General features: G+C 43.8%; 15 protein-coding genes and 3 pseudogenes. 2 read left to right on the forward strand and 16 right to left on the reverse strand.

Annotation, left to right across the window (positions count from 1 at the left end; translation table 11 throughout):
* Positions 1-11: 11 nt before the first annotated feature.
* Positions 12-263, forward strand: a pseudogene (locus tag ACR5KR_RS23565) (lipopolysaccharide biosynthesis); the annotation flags it as partial.
* A 148-nt stretch (positions 264-411) separates the two neighbouring features.
* On the opposite strand, the gene ACR5KR_RS23570 reads toward ACR5KR_RS23565, so the two are convergent.
* Together ACR5KR_RS23570 and ACR5KR_RS23575 are read right to left on the reverse strand one after the other, a co-directional pair.
* Positions 412-1,083: a rhomboid family intramembrane serine protease gene (locus tag ACR5KR_RS23570; RefSeq protein ID WP_448268186.1), complete on the reverse strand. Its 672-nt coding sequence runs from the start codon at positions 1,081-1,083 to the stop codon at positions 412-414.
* A 233-nt stretch (positions 1,084-1,316) separates the two neighbouring features.
* Positions 1,317-1,697, reverse strand: a pseudogene (locus tag ACR5KR_RS23575) (rhomboid family intramembrane serine protease); the annotation flags it as partial.
* Positions 1,698-1,875: 178 nt separating this feature from the next.
* On the opposite strand from ACR5KR_RS23575, the gene ACR5KR_RS23580 reads away from it, so the two are divergent.
* Positions 1,876-3,018 carry an IS4 family transposase gene (locus ACR5KR_RS23580; RefSeq protein ID WP_448268187.1) on the forward strand — a complete coding sequence of 381 codons (1,143 nt, stop codon included), beginning with the start codon at positions 1,876-1,878 and terminating at the stop codon, positions 3,016-3,018.
* On the opposite strand, the pseudogene ACR5KR_RS23585 reads toward ACR5KR_RS23580, so the two are convergent.
* The 14 genes and pseudogenes from ACR5KR_RS23585 to ACR5KR_RS23650 all read right to left on the reverse strand — a co-directional run.
* A pseudogene (locus ACR5KR_RS23585) lies at positions 3,019-3,387 on the reverse strand (rhomboid family intramembrane serine protease); the annotation flags it as partial. It abuts the gene before it with no gap.
* A gap of 196 nt (positions 3,388-3,583) precedes the next feature.
* Entirely contained in the window at positions 3,584-5,806 is a 2,223-nt protein-coding gene (locus tag ACR5KR_RS23590; protein ID WP_448268188.1) for a hypothetical protein, read from the reverse strand.
* Positions 5,807-5,937: 131 nt separating this feature from the next.
* Positions 5,938-7,188: a GAF domain-containing protein gene (locus ACR5KR_RS23595; protein ID WP_448268189.1), complete on the reverse strand. Its 1,251-nt coding sequence runs from the start codon at positions 7,186-7,188 to the stop codon at positions 5,938-5,940.
* Positions 7,189-7,330: 142 nt separating this feature from the next.
* Positions 7,331-8,353, reverse strand: coding sequence for a chemotaxis protein CheW (locus ACR5KR_RS23600; RefSeq protein ID WP_448268190.1), 1,023 nt, complete (start codon positions 8,351-8,353; stop codon positions 7,331-7,333).
* A 51-nt stretch (positions 8,354-8,404) separates the two neighbouring features.
* Entirely contained in the window at positions 8,405-8,512 is a 108-nt protein-coding gene (locus ACR5KR_RS23605) for a hypothetical protein (protein WP_448268191.1), read from the reverse strand.
* A 14-nt stretch (positions 8,513-8,526) separates the two neighbouring features.
* On the reverse strand, positions 8,527-8,781 hold the full coding sequence (locus ACR5KR_RS23610; protein ID WP_448268192.1) for a four helix bundle protein: 255 nt from the start codon (positions 8,779-8,781) through the stop codon (positions 8,527-8,529).
* An 18-nt stretch (positions 8,782-8,799) separates the two neighbouring features.
* Positions 8,800-11,949 (reverse strand): hybrid sensor histidine kinase/response regulator, encoded by a 3,150-nt coding sequence (locus tag ACR5KR_RS23615; protein ID WP_448268193.1) that lies wholly within the window; start codon positions 11,947-11,949, stop codon positions 8,800-8,802.
* A gap of 137 nt (positions 11,950-12,086) precedes the next feature.
* Positions 12,087-17,327, reverse strand: coding sequence for a GAF domain-containing protein (locus ACR5KR_RS23620; protein ID WP_448268194.1), 5,241 nt, complete (start codon positions 17,325-17,327; stop codon positions 12,087-12,089).
* A 280-nt stretch (positions 17,328-17,607) separates the two neighbouring features.
* A complete protein-coding gene (locus tag ACR5KR_RS23625) occupies positions 17,608-18,141 on the reverse strand; it encodes a chemotaxis protein CheW (protein WP_448268195.1) in 534 nt (177 codons plus the stop codon).
* Between the two features lie 14 nt (positions 18,142-18,155).
* Complete coding sequence (locus ACR5KR_RS23630; protein ID WP_448268196.1) at positions 18,156-18,518, reverse strand: response regulator transcription factor; 363 nt, start codon at positions 18,516-18,518, stop codon at positions 18,156-18,158.
* Positions 18,519-18,646: 128 nt separating this feature from the next.
* Positions 18,647-20,050 (reverse strand): response regulator, encoded by a 1,404-nt coding sequence (locus ACR5KR_RS23635; RefSeq protein ID WP_448268197.1) that lies wholly within the window; start codon positions 20,048-20,050, stop codon positions 18,647-18,649.
* A gap of 430 nt (positions 20,051-20,480) precedes the next feature.
* Positions 20,481-21,176, reverse strand: coding sequence for a gas vesicle protein GvpC (locus ACR5KR_RS23640; protein ID WP_448268198.1), 696 nt, complete (start codon positions 21,174-21,176; stop codon positions 20,481-20,483).
* Between the two features lie 75 nt (positions 21,177-21,251).
* Positions 21,252-21,473: a gas vesicle structural protein GvpA gene (gene gvpA / locus ACR5KR_RS23645; RefSeq protein ID WP_163931998.1), complete on the reverse strand. Its 222-nt coding sequence runs from the start codon at positions 21,471-21,473 to the stop codon at positions 21,252-21,254.
* 239 nt (positions 21,474-21,712) lie between these two features.
* Positions 21,713-22,402 (reverse strand): GvpL/GvpF family gas vesicle protein, encoded by a 690-nt coding sequence (locus ACR5KR_RS23650; RefSeq protein WP_448268199.1) that lies wholly within the window; start codon positions 22,400-22,402, stop codon positions 21,713-21,715.
* Positions 22,403-22,450 lie beyond the last annotated feature (48 nt).

Raw genomic sequence — 22,450 nt, forward strand, 5'->3', positions numbered from 1 at the left:
TTAGCCGGACATCATATGACCCATTGTTAATTCAACCCTACAGCGATGGGATCGTACTAGTGGCGCGACCAAACTATACGCAAGAGAATATGCTCGGTGAAGCTATCGATCAATTGGTTGAATCTGAACTGGGGTTATTGGGAGCAATTATTAATGGTGCTGATATCATCGTTTCTGTACCTGAAGAAGTTGCAAAATCATCAACATTTACATCTCAAGTAGAACAGTCAGAAGAAGTTTCAGCGAGTGCCAACAAAAACTAATAGTTTTCAAATGTATAAATTTTAACGCAGAGTATGGCATTGGCATTCGCTTTAGCGTCTCAGAAAGAGAAGCGTTTCGTTGAGAAGATTAGGACAGAGAATTGAGAGGTAGCAATTTTTGTGCTACGAGTTTCAGGAAATGCTGTATTTAGTCGCGCCGAAACAAGCCAAATAGGGGAGCAAGAATTACCCCAAAAATAAAACCACCGATGTGGGCCCAGTAGGCAACTCCACCAGTTTCCACGCTCATGTTAGCGGCTGTTTGCAGGGTAGCAAGACCGGAAATTACATTTTGCACAATAAAAAGTCCAATTATTACTAGTGCTGGGACTCTGATTGTGGTGATGAAAAACCCCAAAAAAATTAAAGTCATGACTTGAGCGTGGGGAAAGCGGATAATGTACGCACCTAAAATCCCAGAAATTGCACCACTTGCCCCCAAAGAAGGAATCTCAGAATTCATCCCAATAAACCATTGGCACAATGCAGCTAAAGCACCACACGCCAAATAAAAAATCAGATATTTGGCATGACCCAATCGATCTTCAATATTGTTGCCAAAAACCCAGAGAAACACCATATTAGAGATTAAGTGCCACCAACCACCATGTAAAAATTGCGACGTAAATAACGTTATCCACTCTCCATTCAAATTGGTGGTTAACTCTTGAGGTACTACTGCATACTCACTTAAAAACTGATTCAATTGTGTATGTGACAGGCTCACCTCGTGAATAAAAACTAAAACATTCATGCCAATTAACCCATAGGTGAAATACGGGGTAATTCGCGTCGGATTTTCATCGTAGAGGGGAAACACAGATGTTTTTCCTAAATTATTGACTAACTGCAATATAGCTTGTCAGGCTAGCAGTTGCGAAGGTTAAACAATTTCACCTATTCAATCAATCAGCATAATTGAGGCTAAAAACGATACTATAGGAATCCGCTTTGATTCGGAGAAATTATTTGCGTAGGGAGGGAATAGGGAAGAATTAATGAATGTGTACTAAGTTTTTTTCACGCAATCAAATACGAGTCCTATATTAAAAATTACTTGTACCAAGATTCTTCCTGAGATTTATCGCTAAATAAACCCAACAGTGGGCCAAGAATTGCCCCAAAGATAAACCCGCCTGCATGGGCCCAGTAGGCAATACCACCGCTTTCCATACCGATGTTGGTACGTGCTTCCAGGCTGGTAAATCCGTAGAAGGCTTGTTCGAGAAACCAGAATCCTAAAAAGAAATATGCGGGGACACGGAAAGTTGGGAAGAAAAACCCTAAAGGTACAACGCCAAGGACTTCGGCGTTGGGAAAGCGAAGAATATATGCACCCATAACACCTGCGATCGCACCACTTGCACCCAAAGAAGGAATGCTAGAATCTTGAGCGAAGAACCACTGGGTCAAGGATGCCAAAACACCGCAAGTTCAAGGGGCGACAAACGCCTCTAAACCTAGCCAGATAAAGGTTTGAGAGGCACAGACCCCTTAAAAAATGTGGGTATTTATTGAGAATGAACTGTACAGTTATTAAGCGGCTACCTGTAGGGTACAGTTTAATGGTAAAAAAGAACGGTCTCGTAATTTGATTAAGACCGTCATTATAATGCTGGCATCATTCTACCAAAACTTTTTAGAAAAATACCTAAATAAAGCACAGTTAATAACTCTGAAAATGTTGGTGTGGTTGTTACAAAATCAGAAACAGGTGAGGATAGAAAGACTGGCAGCAACCTTACCTCTACCAATACAGCAAAACAGTCGTAGACGGCATATACAAAGGTTTTTAACACTAAATGCCTTAAGTGTAGTATTGTTGTGGTTTCCTATCATTGAAGCAATAATTAACCAACATTTTAAGGTAGGGTCACAATTAACTATTGCGATGGATAGAACGCAGTGGAGAGAAAATAATGTGTTAATGGTGAGTGTGATTTACCAAAAAAGAGCTTGGCCAATATATTGGTGTCTGTTAGAGAAAGATGGTAGCAGTAACTTAGAAGAACAACAAAAAGTATTACGTCCAGTAATCCGCTTGTTAAAAAAGTACAAATTAGTGATTATTGGGGATAGGGAATTTCATAGCATAGAACTGGCGCAGTGGCTCCACAAGCAGAAACTCAGTTTTGTATTTCGTCAAAAAAAGGATACTACTTTTCGTCAGAAAAGACAAAAATTTCAGCCTTTAAGTAGCATTGAGATTTATCCTGGTGTTCGCTCCTTTTATACCGATGTTAAAGTTACTCAAAAACCAGGTTTTGGTAGGTTCAATTTAGCTGTTTATTGGAAAAGAAAGTACAGAGGGAAACAAGACAAAGAAGCTTGGTATTTATTAACTAATTTGCCTGATTTAAACACTGCTCTCAAAATATATGCTCAACGTTTTGGAATTGAGGCGATGTTTAAAGACTGTAAAACTGGTGGCTACAATTTGGAAAGCTCTCAAGCCAGTCCTGATCGACTTGTACGAATAATATTCTTAATTGCTTTGGCTATGACCAGTGCTTGGTTACATGGGCAAAGAACTAAATTTCAAAAACTTGATTCTTATATTTGTCGCCAAGAAGAAAAAAATAGAACTGAGAAACGTCACAGTAATTTCTGGATAGGTTTATATGGTTTCAATTGGATAGAAGCAATGCAAGGGTGTCAAGCATGGGTCGAGGAAATGCTCGGTTTCATTCGCAATAAGCAGGCATATTATCAGCGAGGGTTAAGGGCTATGACGCTTATACAGCAAGCACTTTAACTCGCTTGTCGCCCCTTGAACACCGCAAGATAAATAAAACAGTAAATATTTGGCATGACCTAACTTATCTTCAACGTTGTTGCCAAAAATCCAGAGAAACAACATATTCCCAGCTAAGTGCAAGAAACCACCGTGCAAAAATTGGGAAGTAATCAAAGTCGCCCACTCTGGAACTGGTTGATGTACAGAGATACCCGCAAAACTTAAAGTCAGTTCTCGTGGAACTACAGCCGCAAGATGTAAAAATCCATTTAATGCTTGTGGAGGAAGATTTGCTTCATAAAGAAAAGCGAGGACATTGGCAGCAATCAGCCCATAAGTTACATAAGGTGTGATTTTTGTCGGATTATTATCTCTAATGGGAACCACGAGCGTTTTTTCCTGATTTTAAGACAGCAATTCTACAATACGGATTTTTGTAAGTAGTTTCTTCTACCTCGTGGATAGATATCAGTTTAATATTTGAGATTTCTTATAGGACTTACCTCAATTCTAGGGTCTTCCAGACTGCAAAAGTATTTGAGGATAGTATCGTCGTAACTTAGTTTTTTCGGCAGGTATTGATTCACTCTAGAGATTTTGTGAGAAGCTGACCATCTAAAACCAGGCTAAGTTGCCCATTGGCAAGAATGCTAGTTCCTTGGATATAAGCAGCAACTGGGATTGCTTCCCCCAGAGGATGGATTGCAGAGGATTGCTTGCCGATGATGCAATCTACTTCTACAGCACATCGTTTGTCTAAGTAACGAAATACTAATAAAGGCTTATCCTGCTTGAAAGCATTTAGTGTATCTGTGCTGTAGGTAGTAACTGAAGTGGGAAGGTGGTTAAGACAAGTCAGCACATCAGTCAATAAGTAGATAGGGACGAGCATTTCTGTTGTCAGATGCTCGTCAGCATAACCAAGGAAGCCACTGGTGCCAGAAGACTGCAATAATAACATACGTCCCGCTTGAGTTTGGATAATTTGTTCGGACTGGGATAGACAAATTTGCTCTACGGAATCGGCAATAAATGCATATACTCTGGAGTTAGCTTGACAGACAATCAGTTGAGCAATTTTTTGCTCTAGGGGAATTTGCAGCGAGAAGGCTGTACCATGTCCAGCTTTAGACTTCAATACTATTCTTCCTTGAATAGCTGTTAATTGCTTGCAAACTTCGGTTAATTCTGCTCCTAACTCTAAGGCAGCCCGATCGCACAAAACAGATGAAACCTCTGGTTCAAGTACCAACTCAGTCACTTGTAAAATATCCCCTGGTTTTGTCAGGGCGAATCCTTGGGCTAAAGCTTGTTGATAGATTTGAGATAAGTTAAGTCCTGCACCATCATCACAGCCATCAATAATTAATTGATTTCCCTGCTGGTAAATTTGAATTTCAATAATTCCGTTGCTATTTTTACCTAGCTGTTGGCGTGTTTGGGAAGATTCTATACTTTGCTCTAGTAAATAGCAACTTATATGCAACAGGAGGACACGGAGGCGATCGCTAAACGCGCGATCGACTTGGATATCGCTAATTTGTAAATGTAATCTAGCAGACTTATCTTGTAGAGCTTGTAACTGTGACCAAAGCCGATGCAACGGTTCTAAGGCTACTTTTAAAGAAATGTTTGTAACTTTTTTGACTAAATCGGCAGAACGATTAAGTAAATTTTCCTGCTGTATGAGTTCTTGTTTGAGTTGATGGCGATCGTTATTCAGGGAATGAACAGTTGATGTCACCTGAGACGCTTGGGCTAAAACAGATTGCAGAGTACTGTACAATTGCTGAGAGCGAGAAGCAGCTAGAGGAGAAAGAGTATCTGAAATTGCTGCTAAACGTCCTGACCATTCCTGTAAATTGTCCAACAGGCGTTGTAATCGCTTCACTTGTCGTAGCAACTGCCCGATGGTATGTTGCTGTTGTTCTTCGTGACAAGCTTGCCGATCGTAGTTAGTTAGTAATGTTGCAATCAGCGCGTTTAGTTGTTCGAGATGTTGAATATTGATGGGTGTAGCGGCTGGAATACTGGTTGCAATAATGGTGGGAATGAATTCTTGCAAAGAGAGTGGATGGCGATCGCTCGAAGATTTAACTAAGGATGCTTCAGATATTTCAGCAGGCAGGAAAAAATCTCCCAACCAAGCCTGAAAATCTTCTTCCCCATACTCCTCCAAGTTTGCTAGTTCCCCTACCTTAACGGGGAGCTGCTCAGTATCTAAGTCACAAACGCCACTAACGGATTGTGTAATTTGGCTTATTAGTTCCTTGTCTTTAACCATAACTTTCTCTGGTAGAGATGCAGAAGATTCCACCTCGGCCAAGGAATCGCCAAACTGGATAACTGATTGATGTTCCTGCGATCGCTCTAACGATGTATCAAGGTGTGTATCCTGGGAATCCCTAAACTCTGCTTGCAGACGAGCAACAATGGCAGACATCCGCTCCAGAATTTCTACTTCCTCAATTTTCGAGGCTGTTAAAAATGCCATCAATAGCATTTGTAAGCAATCTAATCCTTCCGACAACAGAGAGGCAATTGTGCCGTCAATAGTTGCTCGATACTGATACAAAAGCTGAAAAATCTCTTCTAGGGCAGCCGCAACTATAGCAATCGTATCTAACTCGGCTGCGATAGCAATCGAATGTAGAGAGCCAGCAGCTTCCATGAGAGCCAAAGCTGTACCGGGGTTACTGTCTTTTGTATAGTTAGGCAACTCCTGCTCCAAGAACAGTAACAAATCGATCGCTTCTTCTAGAAAGCGATCGTCGTTCTGCGGTTGGGGGACAAAATCGGTACTCATCGAAACTCCTGGTTTGTGACAATTCTATAGACTTCTTGCAGAAGTCGGGAAAAGGGGAAGGGGGAAAGGGGAAAGCGGCTCAGAAAAACCCTTTTCCCTTTAACCTTTTCCCTTTCCCCATCTTGCAAAAGTTACTTTTGCAAGAGGTCTATTGATTTGAGGGTACAAGCAGCGATGTCGGCGATCGCTTTAAATTGCTCCTGGATTTGCGCGATTGACTCCAGCCCCGCACTGATTTGGCGATCGCACGGTTCGATAGCAGAAGCAACGTCTGTTGTTGCTACCTGGAGTTCTTGAAACCATTCCTCTATATTTACGGTGCTTTCACGGGCTTGACGGGCGAGAATTTCCACCTGTTCGGCAGCAGCTAACAAACTTAGTTCCTGGTCGTTAGCTTTTGTTGCTTCGATGGCTGTATTTAAAGACAAAATCTGAATTTTGCTACTTAAGCCTTCCACAAGGCCAACAAAGCTAGAAGCTTGCTGGCAAAATTCACCAAGGTATTGCAGCTGTTTATTAGTAAAAGTAACAGTATCTTGAATAGACATTAAATACTCGCGCTCTAGCTCGGCAATTCTTACTCCTTGTTGTACGGCCTGGCTCACCTGCTGCAATGGTACTAATAACTGTGAGCGATCGAAAGATTCAGCCTTTTCGGGAGGCGGTGACAGTTGTTGAGCAGGTGGTACTATTTCAGCCGAGTGCAAGTTAATTGTCAACATCATTCCTACTTGTTGCAGCAAACTGCGCTCTGCTTCTTGCCATTTTCGGGGTGCAAGGCAATGCTGAATCACTAACAAACCCCAAGGCTGTTGTTTGACAATCAAGGGTAAGCACAGACTCGCTTGCACCTGAAAGCGTTGCCAAAATTGCTGTTGGCGTGGGGTTAGTTCTAATACTTCAGTTGGGTCACTAACATCGGGTTGAGTAACAAACAAATTTATCGGTAGGGATTGGTTGAGCAAGGATGTCCAAATCGGTTGTATAGCTTCAGCGATCGCTCGAGTGCGATTATCTTCCTCAAAACGATAAATCAGGACGCGATCGGCACTGAGAACATCTCGCAAGGCGGTGACTGTAGCTTCCAAAAGTGCGGTTTGGCCTTTTGCCTGCTGCATTTGCCGAGCAATTGCCGCCAGTTGTTCTCGTTGGGACTGAAAAGCCCTTTGCACATAGTCATCATTGTTACTGGGCGAATCCTGAGTCAAAGCTTGGATAAAAGCTTCGATTTGACTGACCTTGTGCTGCAATTGAGCGACCTTTGGCCCCTTAGCAGATTGAAAGACTGCTTTGAGTACAGCCACATTAGCCAAAATTTCTTCTATCTGGATTTGATTGTCAGGCTGGGTTTCAAAATTAGGGTCTAAAGTTGCGATCGTCACACAAAACTCCTTGGCAGCATCAAGTCAAATAAAAAAGCAGGGGAGCAGGGAGCAAGGGAGCAGGGGGAAAAATCACGCCACTTGTGGGTGTTAGCGGAGCGGAACGAAGTTTGGTTTGTACCTTTATGCCCCCTCCCTCTTATCAGTGGGTTTGCCATTGCAATGTCTGGGCGATGGCTTTGGTGTCTAAAATCCAGCGATCGCCTGGCAGAATACCTCGAACAAAATTTTGCAGTTTGTTTGGAGAAAAGTCGGTTGGTACCGATTGTGCTTGCTGTAAATCCTGCCACTCTACATCGTAGACATGAGCTACCAAAAACCCGATTATCTGATTTTGCAGCTCGATAACCAGAACCATTGGCTTTTCTGGTCGTGAGTGCCGCTTTAAAAGCGGCGCATAACCAAGCAAATGTTCTAAGTCAACCACCCGCAACATCTGTCCTTGCCAATTATAGAAACCTAAAATCCAACTTGGTAAGGCCGGGGCTGGGGAAATTTCTTGGCTAGCGAGATGAATAATGTCCTGTAATGAGTGGAATGGTAGCAATCCACTTCCTCGATCGCCCAAGGAAAAACGAAGAAATCTTTGCCGTTGTTCGCCTGATGTCAGCCCAGGAGTTAAGGTTGGGGTTGTTCCGGGCAACCCCAACTTATCAGCCAATATCTGGCTCATGCCTAGAAGAAGTACTTTGAGTGGTTCCTCGTTTGGTGCTACAGACAAAACAGCCATGTGGCTCACACAGCTTAACTCCGCCACTTGCCGATAAGACCACGGCACCGGACGCACAACTTCCAAAGGAATATCGATTAAAGCAGGAGGCTTGTCTACAGAAATGCCACAAATTTCCCCAGTCCGCGTTTGAGTCAGGAGTAGGAAGCGCCCTGAAGTGTCAACCGCAGAAACTTGATGCGCCTGTTGGGTTTGTAATTGCGGAATTAACTTTTGGCGCAAGTCCACAATCGTAATAGTTTGCGCTCCCAAATCGACCATCCCGATACCACTTTCAACCGTACTGCTAATAGGGGGACAAGCAATCACTTTGAGAACTGCACCAACTGGCAGAGCAAATAAATAGTCTGCGATCGCAAAAACAACGACTCGTAATGAGTCGGTTTCGCTCACAGCGCCAGATAATCGCTTAAACGGAAAGGGAGTGTTGAGCATAAATATTCATGAAGAAGGGGAAGGGGGAAAAGGTAAGGGGTAAAGGTTTGATTATTTTAATGACTGATTTATAGATTGAATTTGATTAGATAGCATACGGCTCAACTCTATAGCTTGATTAGAAAGTTGTGTATAAGTTGATTGGTCTAGATAGCCCACTTCTAACGCTACTCTTAAAAGACTGCGAACTTCACCAGCAGCCCTTTAGCAATATTTAGAAAGTTTAAGTATTCTTTGCGAGAATATCGTTCAAATCCTTCTGCAATATTTGTAGGTATTGATACGGATGCACGTCTTAACTGATCTCTTAAACCAAAGTCTTTACTCAGTTCACCTTTCTTAGTTATTAAGTATATTTGCTTAACTAAGTCAATACCTTTTTGCCATACTTTTAAATCCTCAAAAGTTTCAATTTTTTTCCTTTCCATTCCTTTCTCCTTTCCCCTTTACCCATTAACCAGTTCGCCGATGGTGGCTAGGAAGTTCTGTTCGGAATAGGGTTTGGTCAGATAAGCTTTCGCCCCTAGAGCTAAAGCTAATTGGCGGTGTTTCTGGCCGCTACGAGTAGTCAGCATCACTACAGGAATTCCGGACAAACGCTCGTCTTGGCGATGGTGTTCTAAAAACTCAAATCCATTCATCCGTGGCATTTCAATGTCACAAATCACTAGATTGACATTACCGTGTTGAAGCATTTGCGCGATTCCCTCTCGACCATCGCCTGCTTGCAACACTTGATAATCGGCTTTCTGGAGCGTCTGCACCAAACTTTGCCTTTGGACAACCGAATCTTCCACCACTAACACTGTTAGTCGGTTGGGTTGAGCAACGGCTGTATTAAGTTCTATTGGCTGTTGTTGCGGTTGGGTTATCGTTAGCTCAGATTGCTGCCCCTCTAGAGTAAGAACAGTCTCAGGCGCAGGCAAGAGTTTAGTTGTCAGACTTGATGCCGGGGAAGTCGGCATTATATCTGTCTCCCAGGTTTGACGAACTAACTCCAACGGGTCAATCGTTAGGGTGAGACTACCATTTCCCAACACGCTGTAGCCTTGGATGTAACTAGGTAAAGTCAGGACTCTGCCGAGGGATTTAATTACTAATTCCTGCTCGACTAAAATCTGCTCGACTTGCAAACACAGGTATTGCTGCTCTGTTTGCAACAGTAGCAGAGGTTCGACGGTGTTGCGTTGTTTGACTGGAAAAGGACTGAGGGTTAAATTGTGGTCTTGGGTGAATAAAGGATATTTGTAATCCAGCAAATTGGCAAGCGGGCGGATGGGAACTAGTTGCTGATTTTGCCCTTCTCCCCACTGCCAGAATTTTTGCATACCTTGACCGTGTAAAGATTGCTGGACTTGAATCTGGTCTGGCTGCGGTAATAAAACTTGGCTAATTCCTTCAGACAGCAAGGCATAAGTAATACCTTGAGATTGACAAACGAGCAAGCGTGCCGTTGTTAAGCTCAGGGGCAATTGCAGGGTGAAGGTGGTTCCCTGACCTGAAAGCGATCGCACCAAAATCGAACCTTGTAAAGCTTGCAATTGCGTGCGGACGACATCTAAGCCGATACCGCGACCAGATAACTCACCAACCTGGTTAGCGGTAGAAAAGCCCGGTTCAAATAATAACTCTGCCAGTTGGTCTTCGGAGGCGTAGGCGGCTTGTTCCGGTGTTAGTAGGTGTTTTTCTATACCTCGCTGACGAATGGATTCCCAGTTAAAGCCTCGACCATCATCCCGTACCTCAATAGTAGTGCGGTTGCCTTGATGATAGGCTTGAATTGTAATTGTTCCGGTTTCTGGTTTGCCCTGCTGTCTACGGGTTTCTACTGATTCAATGCCGTGATCGAAGGCATTGCGAATCATGTGCAGCAAGGGATCGTACAGCTGCTCGGAAATGGCTTTATCCACCAGTACTTTCGTACCGCCAAGCTTGAGTTCCACAGGCTTATGATAAGTTGCTACCATCTGTTGCAAGAGGCGGGGAAAGCGATTCAACACTGTTCCCAGTGGCACCATTCTGGCTTGCAGCAAATCTTCCTGCGCTCCTGAGAGCAATTGCTTGCGCTTGCCGAGACTGAAGCGAGATTGCTGAACTAAAGTATTAAAAGTCTCAATCCGTTCTCCTAATTGCACCATGTCTTCTGTGAGATTTTGCAGGAGAATGTGCAACTCGCTATAGCTATCCATTTCTAAGGCATCAAAATTAGATTGTGCCTGGGTAGTTGGGGAAGCAGGGACAATTGAGCAGCGTGGGTATCGCTGCTTTGCGCGTTCGGGCAGCAGTTGTCGATCCGACCAAGTAGAAACTTTACTAAGTTGTTGTTGACAGTGCAAAAAGTGTAGTAGAGTCTCTTGAGCAGCTTTGTGAATGTGATTAGATTGGAGGTTTTGTTGGTTTTCGTTGATGAGCAATTCCCCAATCGTATGGCTGAGGCGATCGAGTTGTTCGATCGCAACTCGGATACTGGGAAGTGATGCCGATGACTGAGCCTGGAGGCTTGGCGCTGGTGGTGGAGAAGCTGGCCGTTCTGATTCTGAGTAGCGGCTGGATGTCTCTTGGTCTCCTATCCAGATTGACTGTAAAATCCGATCTATGGCAGAGGGGGCTACTACTGAATCCTGAGAAATTGGTTCCAGTACCTCCGGCGATTTCGCTACGGAGTTATCAGTCCGCTTCGGGAAAAACGACCAAATTGATTCTGCTTCGCTGGCACTGAGAAGGGGGGATGGCTGATTCTCAGTTGTAGTCGTTGGTGTGGGTGGGGCAGCAATGGAAACTGGCTGGTTTTGCGGTTCTGAAATAGGAGTAGTTATTCCTGCCCATTCTCGCAATTGTGGAGATATTTCTCCGCCTTGAATGCGATCGCCTGCGAGTACTGCTGCTTGAGCCGCTTTAAAATTTTCTAAAGCCACCTGAGCGATTTGCAGTACTTTGTCTGGATGCTGATTGAGCGCGTTTAGTGTCGCTTGGGCAATTTCTTCCAATCCAGATAAGCTGTAAGATGCTGCTAGTTCGGCAAAAAATTCTGCTTGAGAGTTGAGTGTTGTTTGAATTTGTTGCGGATCTTGGCTTTGAATGTCAGCTTCGAGCTGTTGCAAATCCTGGGTTACGCTCCCCGAAAAGATTGACTCTACCACATCAAAGCCAAGTTCTTCCGAACTGGGAAGCGGAGCCTCACGACCAAAAAAGTCGCCTAGTTTATGTTGGAGTTGGGCGAAGATTGAGGCAGTTTTATCGAGTATTTCTGCCTCATTGTAGGATAAGCCCATCAAGGTTGCACTCAATGGAGTTCGCAGGCACTCATAAGCATCTAGAAGCAAAGCACCCAATTCTGGATCGATTTCCAGTTCTTGAGGGTATAACGCCTGGAATACATCTTCCAAATGATGGGCAATTGTCTTAATCGTTTCGTGTCCAACACTGGCAGCACTCCCTTTGAGAGTATGGGCGCTTCGCATCAAGGCGTGAACTTTTTCGGTGGTTTTTTCATCAAGTAAACCGATGAGACTCTGTTCGATGGTTTGCAACAACTCTGCCGCTTCAGCCAGAAAAGCCTGCTCTAACTGCGCTTGATTACTGAGATCGAGGTTCATAACAGTTTTGCGAGATTAGTAGTCTGCCAACCCAAAATTGTTAGGTGAGGGCTGGGAAAAGGGGAAAGGTTAAAGGAGTAAACATCTTTTCCCTTTCCCCCTTGCCCTTTACCCCGCCAAGTTTCCTTGGCGAACTATTAGTCAACTTTGAACTGGCTAACGCTGGTTTCCAGTTGTTGTGAAGTCATCCGTAGTTCCTCAAAAGACTCGGAAATGTGAATGGCACTTTGCGAAGTCTTGCGGGCGATCGCCGATACATCCATCATCGCTTCTGTCAATATCTGAGATTGCTGACTTTGAGTGGAAACTGCTTGAGTAATTCCTTGTACCAGTCCACCAATTTCGTTGGTAGCTGCCACGATCGCACTCAGGGAATGACGAGTCTCATCGATTAAGTTCGAGCCTTGGACAACTTGGGTAATCCCCACTTCCATTGCTTCGGTAACTTCGTTGGTTCCACTTTGAATTTCTTGCACGAGTCGCTCAATTTCTGTGGTGGCACTCGCTGACTGATAAGCCAGGGAACGCACTTCATCTGCAACCACCGCAAAGCCTTTACCGTACTCTCCGGCACGGGTAGCCTCAATCGCCGCATTCAGAGCCAACAAATTAGTTTGAGTGGCAAAGTTTTCAATCAAACTCACTACTTTCGAGATTTTCTGAGAAGCTTCACCGAGGCGTTTAATCTTCTTCGCTGTTTCCGATACGGTTTCCCGAATCTCCAGAATGCCATCTACGGTTTTTTCCATCAGAGAATCGCCAGTTTGGACGGTTTTATTAGCTTCTTGAACCGCCTGTCCTACTCTTTGGGCATCAACAGCGACTACCTGGGTGGAAGCTACCATCATTTGTAATTGTTCCAAAGCGCGTTCGAGCCGTTCTGCTTGCTGTTGAGCTTGGTTAGATAGTTGTACTACTGAGGTAGTGTTACTGCTGGAATTTTCACTCACCCTGCTAGCAGCAATCTGCACTTGTCGCACCAAATCTCGTAAGCTTTGGATTGTAGTATTGTAACCATCAGCGATCGTCCCAATTTCATCTTCAGATAAGGGAGCGCGAACGGTGAGGTCGCCTCTGAAGGATGGTTCCAAAGCCATGAGAACGCGTACTGCTCCTTGTTGCAGTTTTTCCCTTGCAGTGCGTTCGCGCTCTGCTGCTTCTGCTAGTTGCTGCTCTTGAGTACGTACCTGTTTTAAGTATTCTGCCAGATTCAGGGCAATACCAATCTGTACGCTGGCTTGGTTGAGAACATCTTCCTCTGATTGCTCCCACTGGCGCGGGGTGCTATTTTGATAAACTCCCATCAGCCCCCAGAGCCGATCTTCTTGAAAAATCGGCGCAATCATGTAGGCTTTAGTTCCCCAGGTTTCTAACAATTGAATGTGGCATTCGTCATGACCGACACTATATATATTGTCAACCCGCAAGCTTTCTTTGCGGGCATAACGCCCGCCTTTGTTGTATTGGAGAAACGTATCTCTAACTCTGGCTAGGCTAGTTCCCACAAGCTTAGGCCAATCCCCGGTTACAGACTCAACTACAAATTCTCCAGACCAATCAGGCTCAAAACGGTAAACCCCAACTCGATCTACTTTCAGCAGTTGACGAAGTTCGTGGGTGGCAAACTGGACAAATTCCAGAACATCACCATGAGTTTGAGCCATCTCTGTTAACCGACTTGGCAGGCGATAGGAAAATCGGGCGTTTGCTACTTCCCGTTCTGCCAGTTTTGTCAGTTCCTCATTCTTGTTTAAGGTTTGTTGTAAGTATTGCGATTGCTGGACGGCAACCCCAAACTGCGTACCGATTTTCGCTACCAAGTTGATTTCATTATCTTGCCAATGCCGCGGCCCGTCATTCTGATATGCTCCTAACAAACCCCAGAGCTTGTTTCCGGCAATAATCGGGGTGATGATATAGGCTCTAATCTGGAATTGCTCTAGAATTTTTATGTGGCACTGGGCATGACCAGAAGTGTAAATGTCATCGATCGTAAACGTCTCGTTGTGGCGATAGCGTCCACCTTGGGTTTGTTGTAGGTGTTCGTCTTCCCATATAGTCCTGATATCGGGGCCAACCAAAGCCACCCATTCACGACTTACGGATTCGGAAATAAATTCCCCACCCCAATCTGGATTGAAGCGATACACCGCCAGCCGATCGCATTCCAAGTGCGATCGCAATTCTGGTAAAGCATTGCGGAAAATCGTATCTAGCTCTTGAACTTGGCGGATTTTTTCTGCCAGCCTTGTTAAGGCTCGTTCGCCTTCTGCGGTTCGCGCTAACTCTGCATTCTTCTTCTTGAGCTGTTCGATATACTCAACTTGTTGCAAGCCTATACCCATTTGCACAGCTAGTTTTTTCAACAGTTGCACATCTTTGGGCTTCCAGTGTCGGGGACCAGTATTTTGGTATGCTCCTAAAAAGCCCCAGAGTTTGCTGCCAGTAAAGATAGGCGCGATTGTGTAAGCCTTAGCCTGGATTTTTTCTAATATCTCTAGGTAGCACTGAACGTGACCGGCAGCGTAAATATCATTGACCACAAAGGTTTCATGATTGCGATAGCGTCCGCCTTGAGTTTCTTGCAAGTGATCGTCCATCCAAATCGTTTTGATTTCAGAACCAGCTAAAGATAACCATTGATCTTTTACGGATTCGGCAACAAACTCTACACTCCAGTCGGGATGAAAACGAAATACTGCTAGGCGATCGCACTGTAGTTGTTTGCGTAAACTTGGCAGCAAATTCCGAAAAATTGTGTCTGTATCCTGTGCCTGACGGATTTTTTCTACCATCCCTGTCAGCACTTGTTCTTCTTCTGCTGTTCTGGCCAACTCTGCATTCTTGGTTTTCAGTTGTTCGATATACTCGGCTTGCTGCACGCTTAAACCCAACTGAATACCTAATTTGCTCAGTAATCGCACCTCATCGGCATTCCACTGCCGCGACCCGCTATTCTGATAGGCTCCTAACCAACCCCAAAGTTTGTTTCCAGTAAAAATCGGGGCGATGGTGTAAGCTTTAACCTGATACTGCTCCAGTAGGTCAATGTAGCACTGGGTATGACCAGAAGTGTAAATGTCATTGACGGCAAGGGTTTCATTGTTGCGATAGCGCCCGCCTTGGGTTTGCTGTAGGTATTCATCTTGCCAGATGGTCTTGACATCGGAGCCAATTAGAGGTATCCAATCACTTCCTACAGATTCGGCAATAAATTCACCACTCCAATCAGAGTTGAAGCGATAGATTGCCAGGCGATCGCATTTGAACAACTGCCGCAATTCTGCCAAGGTAGTGCGGTAGAGCGTTTCTAGCTGTTGAGACTGACGCATTCTCTCCGCCATCCGCGCGATCGCGTTTTCTACTTCAGCTACTTGGGTCATTTCTAGATTTTTTAACCGAAGCTGTTCGATATATTCAGCTTGCTGGAGGGCAATGCTCAAGGATTCGCCGATCTGCAACAAAGCACCAGTCTCTTCTTCAGTCCATTTGCGGACATCAGAATTTTGATAGGCTGCTAACAAACCCCAAAGCTTACCAGCGCGGAAAATGGGAACAATGATGTACGCTTTGGCTTGGAATTTTTCTAATGCTTCTACATAGCAAGGTGAAAAACCAGCAGCATAAATATCATTGATTTTGCGGAAGCGCCTTTCTTTGGCGTAGATTCCACCCTGCGTTTCCTTAAGATATGTATCGGGATCGAGTTTCCCAGGGGAGCCATACTCCTTCACATGGCAACGCTCTGAAGTTACCATGCCTGTTTTTAAAATGCTTTCTTGTTCCTGAATATCCAACAGGGACGACCAACCAGCAGCCACAGATTCAGCGATAACTTCTCCACTCCAGTCTGGATAAAATTGATAAACGATCGCGCGATCGCATTTTAAAAATCGCCGCAATTCTTGGGTGGTAGTGCGGAAAAGGGTACGAAGTTCCGTTGCTTGTCCAATCTTTTCAATGATGCCGAAAACAGTACGTTCTCGTTCGACAAGTTTGGCTGACTCTTCAGAGCGTTGATAAAGTTGTTGCTGATATTGCAACTGTTGAATAGCAATGCTAGACAAAGATGCCACCTGCACCATCAGTCGCACTTCACTATCTCTCCACTGACGAGAGTGGGAATTTTGATAAGCAGCAAGCAAGCCCCACAATTGTTCGCCCTGGAAGATGGCAACAATAATGTATGCTTTGGCTTGATAGCTTTCTAAAATTTTGATATAGCAGTCAGAAAAACCAGCACTGTAGATATCATTAGTGACTCGATAAATCTGTCCGCGATGGAAAGTTTTGCCTTGGGTGTGCTGAATGTAGCTATCGTGCGATCGCCCTGTTGTCCCAACTAATCCCCCTTCGTCTGCAAAGTTCCTCACACTGCAATAGTTAACGTTTTTGACAATTGTCGGGTTGTTTCGCTGTTCTTGTAACAAAGAAACCCACTCAGATCCAACAGATTCAGCCACAAATTCCCCACTCCAATCTGGCTGGAAACGATAGATGGCCACGCGATCGCATTTTAATGACTGTCGCACTTCTTGGGTGGCAATGCGAAAGATGGTATCCACATCTTTGGACTGGAGAATTTTACTTGCTACATCGGTAAGGATTTGGTCTTTTTCTACTTCTTGTTGCAATGTAGCTTGAATCGCGGCAACTTGCAGTTGTGCTTCTAATTCCTGCGCGAGTAATTTTAGTGACTTAATTTCCGCATTCTGCCACTGGCGAGGTGCAGCGCATTGCTGCACTACCAATAAACCCCAAACCCCATCTTTCGCTAAGATTGGCAAGCTCAAACAAGCTCTGACCTGAAACCGATCTACAAGCTGCTTTTGGTAAGGAGACAAGCTTGCAGTATGAGTATCCGCGATCGCTACTAATTTGTCTTGTTGATAAAGTTTGGTAGAACCTAACCCAAAAGTAACCGCAGGTAGTTTTTCCTTCAGCATTGGGGTAAAGCCATCCCTCATCGCCTCCGCAGCAACTATCCCCAGCGTCGGATTCGTAAATTCATACAGCACGACGCGATCGGCTTGCAGGGCATTTTGTACCTCCATGACAGCAGTAGCAAACAAAGTATCTAGATCGGAAAATTGGCGGATTTTGCTGGCGATCGCCTGTAATTGCTCTACCTCGAATCCATCTCCTCCGTTTCCTCCGTTTTGATATGGCAACACACTTACCAGTTCTTTTAACTTGCGGATTCTGTCTCGCAATGGCCCTGTTTCCACCCAATCAGCTTGATCCAGTTCAGTCCGCAATTCTTCTAGAGTGGAGGTGATTTGCTGTTTTGCTCTTAGATCGTCGGTATGCCCGTTATCGGTGTCCTTATAACCGTTGCCGGAATTTGAGTGTGGTTGGCTGGGTGTATGCATTACCATAATCTTTCTTGCTATGAAGGTTGTCGGAGTTAATGAGTAAAATGCAGAGTAGACTTCTTGCAGGAGTCGGGAAAAGGGATAAGAAAGAGGGGAAAAGGTTAAAGGGTAAAGGGTAAAGGGATAAGAAAGAGGGGAAAAGGTTAAAGGGTAAAGGGTAAAGGAATGAATAAGTTGCCCATGTTAGCGTAGCGGCTCGAAGTGCGGGAGGTTTTTACCTTTTCCCCTTCCCCTTTCCCCTTTCCCCCAAGAGTGCAAAACTATTTTTGCAAGAGGTCTAGTGTTAAATAGGCTGAAGGGCTTGAATCACAATATGGGTGTCAATTAACATCAAAGGGCTACCTTGAGAATCCACAAAGTAACCCTGTAAGAACGAGCCTAGTCGAGCAGGTAACATCGATGTCGAAATCGGTAACCGCTCTTGGGAGTCATAAACTTCAATGGTATTGACTTGCTCCACCAACAGCCCAACCGTTTGATTCTGGACTTGAACGAGCATCGCCATGCCAGAGTTACGCACACTGTCTCGCCGACACCAGTGTGTTGCTCCCAACAAACCTGCTAAATCAAGAATCCAAATCGCTTCTCCCCGCCAATTCATGATGCCTAACAAGAATTCTGCTACCTGGGGTACTGGCAAAATCTCCGTCAGCGCAACCTGAATTACTCCCCGCAAATCAGCTAGTGGGAGTAAACCATTCACCTTTCCATTCAACGGAAATCTTAAAAACCTCTGGTTGTTTCCTTGGGAAGAGTTTTCAAGTCGAAATTGGCTATTAATGGGTAGCTCTTTAAAGCGATCGTTGCCCTGTACCATTGCCCCAGTTTCCTTTAGCGAATAAATTTACTAACAGTCTGGAGCAAGGTATTTTCATCTACAGGTTTGACTAAATAGGCATCGGCTCCACTCATATTGCCCCAAGTTCTATCAACATCTGTGTTTTTAGTTGAGCAAATCACTACCGGGATTGCTTTTGTTGTCGGATCGGCTTTCAACTTGCGGCAGAACTCAAATCCACTTTGGCCTGGCAAAATCAAATCCAGTAGAATCAAGTCAGGTTTTTGTTGTTTCAAACGCAGTTGAGCCTCTTCACCACTGCGAACTTCATAAACTGAATATCCTCCTTGCTCGAGGTAACGCGTCATCTTTTCGGATTCTGTGAGGCTATCTTCAACTAAAAGAACTTTTTTCATTTTTATTCCTAACTATTTAATTCAGAATTTGAAAATAAGGCAGAGGGTAGGAGGCAGGAGACTTTTTTTGTCTCGCGCCCAGACGCTCCAGGCATAGAGAAAGAGATTGAAATTCGGATTTATCTAACCTAAACGCTTAAATACTTGTGCAGCATATTAAGTACTTTGTCTGCCTCTACGGGTTTACCCAAAAAGTCAGTCGCGCCTACTAATTTTGTTCGCATCCGATCTACTATTCCATCTTTCCCCGTTAAGATGACGACTGGCACATCTTTAAGACTTGGAGTTTTACGGATTTGAGAACAAATTTCATAGCCATTCACTTTTGGCATCAAAAGATCCAAAAAAATGAAGTCGGGCTTGCTTTTAATTAGCTTTAAAACTGCCGTCAAAGAGTCTTGAATGCCAACAAAGCGATAATTTTGATGGGTGAGAATTTCCTCCAAACTGCGACAGATCGTCGGACTATCATCCACACAGGCTACTAAAGGTCTTGAGACATCAATAATTGCTTTGTTAGCTGCTGGGGGAGCAACTTGTATAACAGTGTTCTCTTCTATCTTCCGGGAAGAATTGGGATGATTAACTGCACTAGACGGACTGACAATTTGTTTGCTAGTCGCTGGGAGAGCAACTTGTATAACAGTGTTCTCTTCTGTCTTCTGGGAAGAATTGGGATGATTAACTGTACTAGACGTGACAATTAGTTTGCTAGTAGCTGGGGGTGCAACTTGTATAACAGTGTTTTCTTCACTCTTGGGTGAAGAATTGGGATTATTAACTGCACTGGAGGGGTTGCCAGTTTCCTGAATTGCAACCTTTCTGGGGCTTGGAGTGGGTGAAAAAGCGATCGCCCCTGTTTTTACCAATGGCATCAAGAACCGGGCCAAAACTAAGGCATCCCGACCGCTTTTTTGCCCTAGACCTCGTAAAGTTTTTGTGCCATCAACTAGAGAAATAATCTGTTTAGAGGATGCTTGTCCTTGGAGTAGTTCAAGTTTGTCAATGACAGGATATAAATTAGGCGAGTAACTAGCCAATCCTGCATCTCGCCATTCTTGCCAGGCTTGTGTAGCTTGTTTTAAGACTTCCTCAGTTGGTATTACAGCTAGGAGAAATCCAGGAACTGCACCAACAACGGTAGTAGGTGACAACTGCCCTGCTGGATTGTTGCCATTTCTTTTGGCTTCAACGTACTGGATTATATCAAACAGGACTTCAGCTATTAAGCTTGTAATTAGGCTAACAAGTTGTTGTTGTTCGATTAATTTTTGTTCTCGCAATTTACTAAGAATGCAATACTCGCGATAACTTTCCTGGGGAGAGACCAGCCCCTCCAACTTTGTCACATCCAGATTAGAACAGTACTGCAACAAGTGCCGTCGCCATCGCTCATCGGCATTAGAACCGCCAGCCTGCCAAATTAATCGTCCTAAACGAAAATATAGCGTCCAAGTCGGCCCGTCCCTTGCTTCAAGATTCAGCCTACCTGTGAATAATTTAGTTTGAAGTTGCTCGATCAATTGATTCACAATGGATCGCACCTCCATATATATCTTGAGTTTTGCATTTACATTAGAATTCCCCAAGCAATCCAGCTTATTAACCTCATCATGCGATCGCCAATAGCAAAGTTCAAAACTTGAATTGAGCTACCCCAGCTTGTTATATCCCTTTCCAATCCAGACATTTTGAAAGTTCAAAACCGGAAGCTCTAACAAAGATTTAAGCTCTTTTTTTAATTAGAAAAAAGTTATCTATATTACTTTTGCAATGTTACATATACTGAGACAATTGCTTGTCAATACAGACCTTAAAAAGATGGAAATGTTGAATATTACAAACCATAGACCAGCTTTAATGCCGAGCGATTGCGTACTATGTCGGCTTTAGGCAAAAGACACAAGCGAGCGCAAGAGCAGCTAGTCTGCAATTACAAAAAATGAGCTTGAATCCAGTTTGTCAAGAAATTGCTTGTTGCCGAATAAAGTATTGGCGATCGCGTTGTTCTAGTATCCCTTGCTTGATTAAGGAGCGCAGAATATCTATCGTTTGCACCCTCGTTAAGCCGATCGACTCTTCAATTTCTGTTAGAGTAGCTCCTTGGGCTTGCTGAATATATTGCTGCACTTTAGATTTAGTATCTGCATTCGATGTAGGCACTTTTCTAGTCATGGTATTGACGGAAGGACGAAAACCAGTAGCTTTAATTCCAGAACGGGAAATTGACCATTTTGGAACCGTTGGCACTAATTTCTCTGTTTTAGCAGGAGGCGGGGCAACTACTTGTTTGTGAGTGCTATCGCCCCAAACATTTTTATGTAAAATTGCCCGGAAATTTTGCAAATCTTGGAATAATGCCTGAGCCTTTGCTGCCCGTTGTTGGCGGTATTCTTGTTGGCGTTGGCAGACATCTGTTTTTATTTGCAATATTTCTAATTGGCGCTCTACAATCTCTTGCTGAAATTGCTGCTGTTGTAACTTTCTGTTGTTGTGAAGGCTGGTAACAAAACTGCTCAATTCATGATGAAGCAAATCTGCTTGCAACTGCAATTCTTCTTGAGTTAGGTGTTTCCACTGGTTAACTTTTTGACGGCGTTCAGCAGTTATTTGCAATCGCTCTTGTCGCTCTTGTTCCCATAAATTTTTGAGAGCCATCAGCTGAAATCTCCTATTTTGTTAACTAGAAATATTAAATAGGAGCCATGAAGACTCCCTTTTTCTAATATAGTGTTAAGCAGCAGATGGAACAGCAGCCTGAGATGTTAAACCAACTGCCTCAGCATATCTTAAGTAAGTTTCAACTGAAGCAATCACAATCCGAGCTTCTATTGATAGCAGTTCAATACCAACTAAAGAAACGCGTACCCAAGCATCAACTACAATTCCTTTATCCAAAATGCGGTCAATAACTTCAGCCAGACTTGAAGATGAGTTAACTTTTTCAACAGCCATTTTATTTTCCTCTCACAACTCTAATTATTTATTTCATCTTGCTCTGATTGAGCAATAGGTAAAACTTACACAATGTGTTTTATTCTTCCTGAGTTTAGTGTTCCCAAAAATCTGGGATAAATATAATAAAATAAAAAAATACTAAAAAGTTAACAATATTTTTTCAGAAAAAAATTAAAGAAAAAATCAGCCTGTCTTTATTTTTTCTGGGAAAGTTATAATTATTATTTTTTATGAATTTATATAAGAGTATTTTTTAGAGAATGATAGGGTGGCAGAGGTTCGCTGAGTGCCAATTGCCAGTGCGAGCATTGTACCTGCCAGAGGGAAAACTGCTGCGTACTGAGTGTTGAATCGTTGCGCTGTGCCAAAAAGTGGATTTGCCGCACATCTTGCTGTCGAGTTTCACAGATAACATTCGTATATGTTTTGAGAATTAGCTGGTGCAAGAGTTCCCACTGTTGGCATTGTTGTGCTTGAAATGCTTGCTGTGTTTGGTAGCGTTGTTTTTTCGCTAATAAATAGGCTTTTCCTCTAGCATCAATAGTGTCAGACTCATCAAGCAAATTACAGGGTGTAGCTTTTAAAGTGTACTCAACTTTGTCTGTTAGCTGAGTTAGGGTTTCTAGATATTGCTCTTGGTGCTGTTCTAGATGATTCAGCAGTTTTTCTTGCGAGGTAAAACCGCTGCCAAAGCGTAAGGGAAGAAGGGGAGTTTGTTGAAAAAGTTCTCGAATCACGCGATCGTGGGTTAACACAGATTGAAGTAAACGCTCATCGGTTGCTTGTAATGCTTCCAGTGAGATTTCCGGCTCTACGATCGCGGCTAAACCAGAAGAGTAAACGAGTTCGGTATTCCTTTCCATCCCTAAAGGTAGGATAAGCGGTGATGCGATCGGTACTAGAAGAGCATAGGCGTATATTGACATAAATTTTCGATGGGTTAGGGGTGTTCAGATCCCCGACTTCTTAAAGAA

It is taken from the genome of Nostoc sp. DSM 114159 (assembly GCF_053470285.1).

What these genes read in the sequence shown, in the direction of transcription:
- ACR5KR_RS23640 (WP_448268198.1), bottom strand. Translation starts at nt 21,176, where the DNA reads ATGGCTCTCAAAAATTTATGGGAACAAGAGCGACAAGAGCGATTGCAA.
- ACR5KR_RS23625 (WP_448268195.1), bottom strand. Translation starts at nt 18,141, where the DNA reads ATGGTACAGGGCAACGATCGCTTTAAAGAGCTACCCATTAATAGCCAA.
- ACR5KR_RS23650 (WP_448268199.1), bottom strand. Translation starts at nt 22,402, where the DNA reads ATGTCAATATACGCCTATGCTCTTCTAGTACCGATCGCATCACCGCTT.
- ACR5KR_RS23615 (WP_448268193.1), bottom strand. Translation starts at nt 11,949, where the DNA reads ATGAACCTCGATCTCAGTAATCAAGCGCAGTTAGAGCAGGCTTTTCTG.
- ACR5KR_RS23610 (WP_448268192.1), bottom strand. Translation starts at nt 8,781, where the DNA reads ATGGAAAGGAAAAAAATTGAAACTTTTGAGGATTTAAAAGTATGGCAA.
- ACR5KR_RS23620 (WP_448268194.1), bottom strand. Translation starts at nt 17,327, where the DNA reads ATGGTAATGCATACACCCAGCCAACCACACTCAAATTCCGGCAACGGT.
- ACR5KR_RS23630 (WP_448268196.1), bottom strand. Translation starts at nt 18,518, where the DNA reads ATGAAAAAAGTTCTTTTAGTTGAAGATAGCCTCACAGAATCCGAAAAG.
- ACR5KR_RS23590 (WP_448268188.1), bottom strand. Translation starts at nt 5,806, where the DNA reads ATGAGTACCGATTTTGTCCCCCAACCGCAGAACGACGATCGCTTTCTA.
- ACR5KR_RS23600 (WP_448268190.1), bottom strand. Translation starts at nt 8,353, where the DNA reads ATGCTCAACACTCCCTTTCCGTTTAAGCGATTATCTGGCGCTGTGAGC.
- ACR5KR_RS23580 (WP_448268187.1), top strand. Translation starts at nt 1,876, where the DNA reads ATGCTGGCATCATTCTACCAAAACTTTTTAGAAAAATACCTAAATAAA.
- gvpA (WP_163931998.1), bottom strand. Translation starts at nt 21,473, where the DNA reads ATGGCTGTTGAAAAAGTTAACTCATCTTCAAGTCTGGCTGAAGTTATT.